Here is a 6,383-nt window from a genome sequence, read left to right as displayed (position 1 = left end):
CGTCGTCGGCACCGCCGTGGCGATGTGGACCGCCGTGGCCACGTGCGCGGCGGCGGCCACCGGTGCCGCATTCGGGGTGGGAGCGGCGGCGGGGGTCGGTGCCGCGGTGGCAGCGGGTGCACCGAAGGCTGCTCCGGTGAACATGGCCCCCACGGTCGCCAGTCCGAGTCGTCTGCTCTGCTTCTTCACGTATCTGCTCTTCCGCGTGTAGTCCGGCCCCGAGGCAACCCGAGGGAGGCTAGCAGCGCGTAGCGCGCAGGGATAGGCCGAAGCGTGAACTATTTTCGCCGTTTACGGCGCGCCTGCTTGCCATACCACGTATGCTGTGCCGTTTTGCCCACCGGGTGGCGGTGGAGGTCCTCGGTCGGTCGTGCCCGACCTCAGGTGAGCTCGGCGAGGTATTGCGGCAGCATGGCCCGCCACGTCTCCCAGTCGTGCTTCCAGTCCGGGCCCCAGTTGTCGACGCGGTTGGGGATCCCCTTGTCGCCCAAGGCACCGGCCATCGCCCAGGACTCGCCGACGTCCTCCCACTCACCTTCGCCCGACGCGAGGATGATCATCCGCTGGCGCAGCTGGGTGAGCGTCCCCCCGCCCAGGCCGGGCAGGAACTGAAGCGGCGAGGAGAAGTAGAGGTCGTAGGACCACTCGGGGTAGAACTGCTCGATCCGGTAGGTGCCGCTCATGCCGATCGCGCGGGTGAACACGTCCGGGTAGCGGCACAGCATCGCCACGGCGTTGAAGGCCCCGATCGACGCGCCTGCCGCGATGATCGGCTGCCCACCGTGGCAGTCGGCGTGGATGGCCGGCACGACCTCCTCACGGACGCACTCGTGGAACAGGCTGAGGAACTTCGCCCGGTAGGCCGGGCTGCCCTCCTTGGTCAGCATCAGCCGCCCGGCGAGGCTGTCCACCGAATAGAGCTTGATCCGGCCGGCGTCGATCAGTTCCATGCACGCGCCGACCACGCCCATCCGCTCGACCTCCTCGGCATCGCCGCCGGCGGTCGGGAAGACCAGCACCGGGATGCCGAACGTGCCCCATCGGGCCATCGCGATGTCACGGTCGAGCCGCGGTGAGTGCCAGTGCTCGGTGGCCTTCATCCCCCACTCATACACCAGATACGTGCGGTGCGGGCCCCACCGCGCCGCGGGCTACTCGTAGACGAACTTCTGCGGTCCGGGGTAGACCCACGACAACCCGTCCCGCAGCCGGTCGCGCCAGTCCTCCCAGCTGTGGCCGTCGCGGGCCTCGACGTATCGCACCGTCATCCCGGCCTGCTCGAAGACGGGGACCATGGAGCGGTTGGGCGTGATCAGCGGTTCGTAGATGCCACAGGACATGAAGATCCGGTCGGCGACGCGGCGCGGCCGGGCGCGGTAGCGGTTCATGAACTTCACCACCGGGTCGAACGCCGGACCGCCGCCGTGGTCGGTGCCGATGTCGGTGAAGACGAACGAACCGGACTGCAGCAGAAGCGATCCGAAGGTCTCCGGGTATCGGTAGGCGGTCGTCAGCGACGCCACCGCACCGAAGCTCGAGCCCATCAGCGCCCGGCCCGGGGGGGTCCCGATCAGGGGCAGCTCGGCCTCCAGGTGGGGCAGCAGCTCGGTCGCGAGGTGCCGGGCGTGCGCGGCCGAGTTCGCATACTCCCGAAGCCGATCGCCCGGGTCGGAGAAGACGACCACGGTCTCGGCGAGGTCGAGTCGGTGGATCAGGTTGTCCAGCACCGTCTTCATCGACGCGAAGTTCAGGTAGTCGTGGCCGTCGTGGACGATCAGCACGGGATAGCGAGCCGTGTGCCGGTAGCGGGCCGGCAGGTATGCCGTGCACGTCACCTGCCGCCGCAGCGCCTTGCTCGGGATCGTGAAGTCGATCAGCTCGCCCTCGCGGGCGTCCGGGTCGTGCCGGGTCCACTCCGGGGTGACGTAACCATGGGCCTGGCAGACCGAGCTCGAGCCCACCGGGCTGTGGGCCACGTTGGGGTTGAGCGGGTCGTTGATCTGCTCGACCGCCTCGCCCCGTCGGACCTCGAGCTGGTATTCGACGCGCGACCCCTCGGGTAGCTCGATCCCGACGTACCAGAGGCTGGTGCCCTCGATCCGCCGCATCGGCACCCGTTGCGGCTGCCCGACGATGCGGTGCCGCACGTGCACCTCGTCGGTGTCTCCAGCCTGGTCACGGTAGAGGAAGGTGCAGTGCGGGCCCTCGATGACGGGCACCTGGTGCTCGGCGAGGAACCGGTCGACGGCGGCTTCGTCGAGGGAAGGACGGTGCCGCAGACGGTTGATCGCCAGCTTGTCGCGCACCGGCACCCGGGGGGTGCGGTCGGCCGGGTTGGGCACGGTGATGCTCATGTCCGAACCTCGCGCTCCTCGGCGGCTGGGGCCACTTCGCTCCATCCTCGCCGCTGGTCGTCGCCGCTCATACCAGATCTCCCTTCGCCACGATCGATCCCTGGCGGTCGAAGACCGTCGCGTCGGCGGGCAGCTCACCGTCGGGACCGAGGTCGACGCGGGCACCGTCGTCGAGCAGGAGACACGTGGAGGGGGCGAACCGCCTGGCCAGGATGGCCATCCGGGCGGCGTCCTCGGTGTGCAGCCGGCGGCGAGCGTGCGGCAGCGGCACGATCCCGGGCACCAGCCCGATGCCGGCGTCGTAGACCTCGGCGGAGGTCGGGCCGTGTGCCACCCGGTCGTGGAAGAGGACCACCCGGTCGGTGAGGGCCATGGCACCGGCAGACCAAGCCAGCACCGGCAGCTCATCGACCTCGGCTCCGACGTTGAACAGGTGCAGCACCTCGAGCAGCACTCCCACGTGGCCACCGGTGAGGACGAGGGCTCCCGCGTCCGCGAGCATCCCGGCGACGGCGGCGCGGTGCTCGACGATCGCAGCGCGTTCGTGCGGCGGGTGGCGGGCGTAGAAGTCGGCATGGATCGCCCGCACCTTGTCGAGGTGTCGTTCGTCGATCTTGCGCAGCACCCACTCCGCCTCGGCGACGGCCGCCTCGCGCACCTGCTCCGATCGGATCGGCTGCCGGTCGAGATCCAGCACGGCCTGCAGGGCGTGGTCGAGTCCCAGCAGGTAGAGGTCCTGGGTCTCCTGCAGGACGTCGCGGTGCTGACGTGCGGCCGCGGCATACTCCGGGTCGCGTTCGAGCACGTCCTGCCACCGAGTCCACAGGGTCAGGTTGCGGCTGCGTCCCCCGAGCTGACGGTCGAGCTCGTCGTCGTCGGACTCGCGCTCCTGCCAGCCGGCGTTGATCGTCGCGAAGGGTCCCTCGAGGCCGAGCTGGTCCACCACGGCTGACAACCGCGGGCGGCGCTGCGGCCCGAGCAGGGTGACCGATCCGCGCAGGGTCTCACCGGGTGTGCCGGGCTGGTCGTGCTCGGTCATCTGGCGTAGACGTGCACGGTCTTGCCCACGTCGTCGAGCATCCCGCGAAGCACGTCGTAGTCGGGGTGGCGCATGCGCACCCACGCGTTGGCCATGTATCCCGCCTCGACCGGCTGGGTCGGCGTGCCCGGGTCCGGGAGGTGCGAGTCGATGACCCACTGGCCGTAGCGGCCCTGGATCTCGTCGAGCCCGGAGTAGCCGCCGATCTGGCCGTCCCGGTCGGGGCGCAGCGCGATGATGCCGCTGGAGTAGCGCCGCGAGGGCGCGTCACCGGTGTGCCCGTGCACGATGGCGTTCGCCCAGGAGCGGTAGATGTCGATGTCGTTGCCCGCGGAGTAGAGGTCCCAGCAACCCACACCGGGGGGCCGGGCGCCGATCTCGGAGAACCGCAGCCCCTTGGGGCTCGCGAACCACTCCATGTGCGTGGCCGACGTGCCGATCCCGAGCGCCTCGATCACTCGCGCGCCCATCTCACGCACGGCGCCGTAACCCTCGGCCTCGTCGATCCGGTTGGTGCTGACGAACATCGGTGAGATCCAGCGGGTGCGCATCGCCTCGAGGACGCCCGGGTAGTAGTGGCAGGCGAAGTCCATCTCGACGTGGCCGCCGACGGCGATGGTGTCGTAGAAGCCCTCGTGGCCCTCGATGAACTCCTCGACCGCGATCGATCCGGTGCCCTCCGCGCCATACCTCGCGAGCGCCGCATCGAGGTCGGTGTCGTTGTCCACGCGAGTGGTTCCTGCGGCGCCGGCGCCGGCCCGCGGCTTCAGGATGAGGGGGTAACCCACCCGCGCGGCGAAGTCCTTGACCTCGTCGGCCGAGTCGGCGCCGGTCGAGGCGGCGGTCGGCACCCCCGCCTCGCGCAGCGCCTGCTTCATCGACGGCTTGTCGCGGCACAGCCAGGTGGTGTGCACCGACGTGCCCGGTATGCCGGTCGCCTCCCTCGCCTGCGCGGCGGCCATGGTGTGCGCCTCGATCGTCGCCTCGAGGGCATCCACCCAGACCTGGTCCTGGATCCAGCGCACCGCGTCGGTGAGCGCGGCGACGTCGGTGACCGAGCCGATCTGGTGGTAGCGCGACATCCACCCGCGCAGCTCGTCGTCGAGGTAGTCGCCCGGCGTCTCGCCGATGCCGATGACGTTGGCGCCGACGGCAGCGAGCGCTCGCACGAACTCGCGCTGGTTGCTCGGGAAGTGCGGTTCGACGAAGATGATGTTCACGGGCCGAGCCTACTGATGCCTGCGCTCCGGGGCCTGCACGAACGCCGCATGGAGTCGGGCCCAGCCGTCAGGTGCTGTCGCCGCCCGCGTTGTCACCATGGCCCGGCAGCGTGGCCCGGTGGGCCCGCCAACGTTCGAGCAGGATCGGCATCTCCTTGCCCACGAAGGCGAAGAACTCACGCGTCTCGTCGAGCCGGCGCCCCGCCGCGGTGTCCAGCCCGAGGGTCGAGGCGCCCTCGGCCATGGCGCGTTGCCAACCGTCGATGACGCCGTCCTTGTGCCCCAGCGCTTCGTACCAGACGTCGTCGCCGAGCGAGAAGACATCGCGCCGCGACCCGGGCTCGCGGGACCGCCGGATCATGTCCACCTGCTCGAGATAGCGCATTGCCCCCGAGACCGCGGCGGGGCTGGCCTGGAGCACCTCGCCGACCTCCGCGGCCGTCATCCGGGCGTCGTCGCTGGTGAGCACCGCGACGAAGGCGCGGGCCGCCATCCGCTGCATCCCGGCCGCGACCAGCTCCCCGCTGACACGCTCGATGACCGCTGCCCGGGCCTCGTGCTGGTCTCGTCGGGTCACGACGGCATCCTCTCGTGCCTTCACGACTGTCGCAAACTTCGGTAGTTTTTCAAAGTTCACAACTTCCTGAAATTAGAGTAGCGTCCTGTCCATGAGGACCGCAACAGCCAGCGCGGCCGTCGCCCCGGCGACGGGCACGGCCGCCATCGAGGTCTCGGGCCTCTCCAAGACGTTCGGGGCCACCCGAGCCCTCGACGACCTCGACCTCGAGGTCGCGACGGGCGAGGTCCACGGCTTCCTCGGCCCCAACGGCGCCGGCAAGTCCACCACCATCCGGGTCCTGCTCGGCCTGCTGCGTACCGACTCCGGCACCGTCCGGCTGCTCGACGGGGATCCGTGGCGTGAGGCCGCCGCCCTGCACCGCCGGCTCGCCTACGTCCCCGGCGACGTCAACCTCTGGCCGAACCTGTCCGGCGGCGAGGTCATCGACCTGCTAGGGCGGCTGCGCGGCGGGCTGGACGAGACCCGCCGGGCCGACCTGCTCGAACGTTTCGAGCTCGACCCGACCAAGAAGGGCCGCACCTACTCCAAGGGCAACCGGCAGAAGGTGGCGCTCGTGGCAGCCCTCGCGTCCGATGTCGAGCTGCTCATCCTCGACGAACCGACCTCGGGGCTGGATCCGCTGATGGAGAAGGTGTTCGAGGACTGCATCCAGGCCGAGCGCGCCCGCGGCCGGACGGTGCTGCTCTCGAGCCACATCCTCTCCGAGGTCGAGGCGCTGTGCGATCGGGTGAGCATCATCAAGGACGGTCACGTGGTCGAGGCCGGCACCCTGGCCGAGCTGCGGCACCTCACCCGGACCCGGGTGGAGACGACTCTGCGCGGACCCGTCCCCGATGACCTCGCGAGCGTCCCGGGCGTGCACGACCTGGTCGTCGACGGCTCCCGTCTGGTCTGCGACGTCGACACCACGTGGCTGGACGACCTGCTGCGCCGGCTCACTGCCGTCGGGGTGGAGACGTTGACTAGCTCGCCGCCGACCCTGGAGGAGCTCTTCCTGCGGCACTACGCCACCGACCTGACGGCTGCTTCGGCACAGACCCCGACATGAGTCACCCCACGAAGTTCTCCGCTCCGCTCCGATACTTCGCGGGGACCCCGACATGAGTCACCCCACGAAGTTCTCCGCTCCGCTCCGATACTTCGCCAGGACCCCGACATGAGTCAGGTGACGGCGCGGCGCCGGGCCTCTC

Annotated in this window: 7 protein-coding genes; 1 reads left to right on the top strand and 6 read right to left on the bottom strand. The window is 70.1% G+C overall.

Translation table 11 applies throughout. From position 1 onward, the window contains the following. From FRW57_RS15450 to FRW57_RS15425, 6 genes are all read right to left on the bottom strand, one after another. On the bottom strand, positions 1–189 hold a 189-nt coding region (locus FRW57_RS15450; RefSeq protein WP_203230351.1), incomplete at its 3' end, for a hypothetical protein. A 191-nt stretch (positions 190–380) separates the two neighbouring features. Continuing rightward, positions 381–1,100 carry an esterase family protein gene (locus FRW57_RS15445; protein WP_137119498.1) on the bottom strand — a complete coding sequence of 240 codons (720 nt, stop codon included), beginning with the start codon at positions 1,098–1,100 and terminating at the stop codon, positions 381–383. Between the two features lie 51 nt (positions 1,101–1,151). Further along, positions 1,152–2,354 carry an alpha/beta hydrolase-fold protein gene (locus FRW57_RS15440; RefSeq protein ID WP_152186412.1) on the bottom strand — a complete coding sequence of 401 codons (1,203 nt, stop codon included), beginning with the start codon at positions 2,352–2,354 and terminating at the stop codon, positions 1,152–1,154. 67 nt (positions 2,355–2,421) lie between these two features. After that, positions 2,422–3,393 carry a type 1 glutamine amidotransferase family protein gene (locus FRW57_RS15435; protein ID WP_137119496.1) on the bottom strand — a complete coding sequence of 324 codons (972 nt, stop codon included), beginning with the start codon at positions 3,391–3,393 and terminating at the stop codon, positions 2,422–2,424. Then, a complete protein-coding gene (locus FRW57_RS15430) occupies positions 3,390–4,613 on the bottom strand; it encodes an ATP-grasp domain-containing protein (RefSeq protein ID WP_152186411.1) in 1,224 nt (407 codons plus the stop codon). The genes FRW57_RS15435 and FRW57_RS15430 overlap by 4 nt, the downstream gene beginning before the upstream one ends. A gap of 67 nt (positions 4,614–4,680) precedes the next feature. Then, positions 4,681–5,190: a GbsR/MarR family transcriptional regulator gene (locus FRW57_RS15425; protein ID WP_137119494.1), complete on the bottom strand. Its 510-nt coding sequence runs from the start codon at positions 5,188–5,190 to the stop codon at positions 4,681–4,683. A 91-nt stretch (positions 5,191–5,281) separates the two neighbouring features. On the opposite strand from FRW57_RS15425, the gene FRW57_RS15420 reads away from it, so the two are divergent. Then, complete coding sequence (locus FRW57_RS15420; RefSeq protein WP_137119493.1) at positions 5,282–6,241, top strand: ABC transporter ATP-binding protein; 960 nt, start codon at positions 5,282–5,284, stop codon at positions 6,239–6,241. Positions 6,242–6,383: the final 142 nt, after the last annotated feature.

Source organism: Segeticoccus rhizosphaerae (assembly GCF_009192725.1).
Taxonomy (GTDB): domain Bacteria; phylum Actinomycetota; class Actinomycetes; order Actinomycetales; family Dermatophilaceae; genus Segeticoccus; species Segeticoccus rhizosphaerae.
This window is presented reverse-complemented; position numbering and strand designations above follow the sequence as displayed.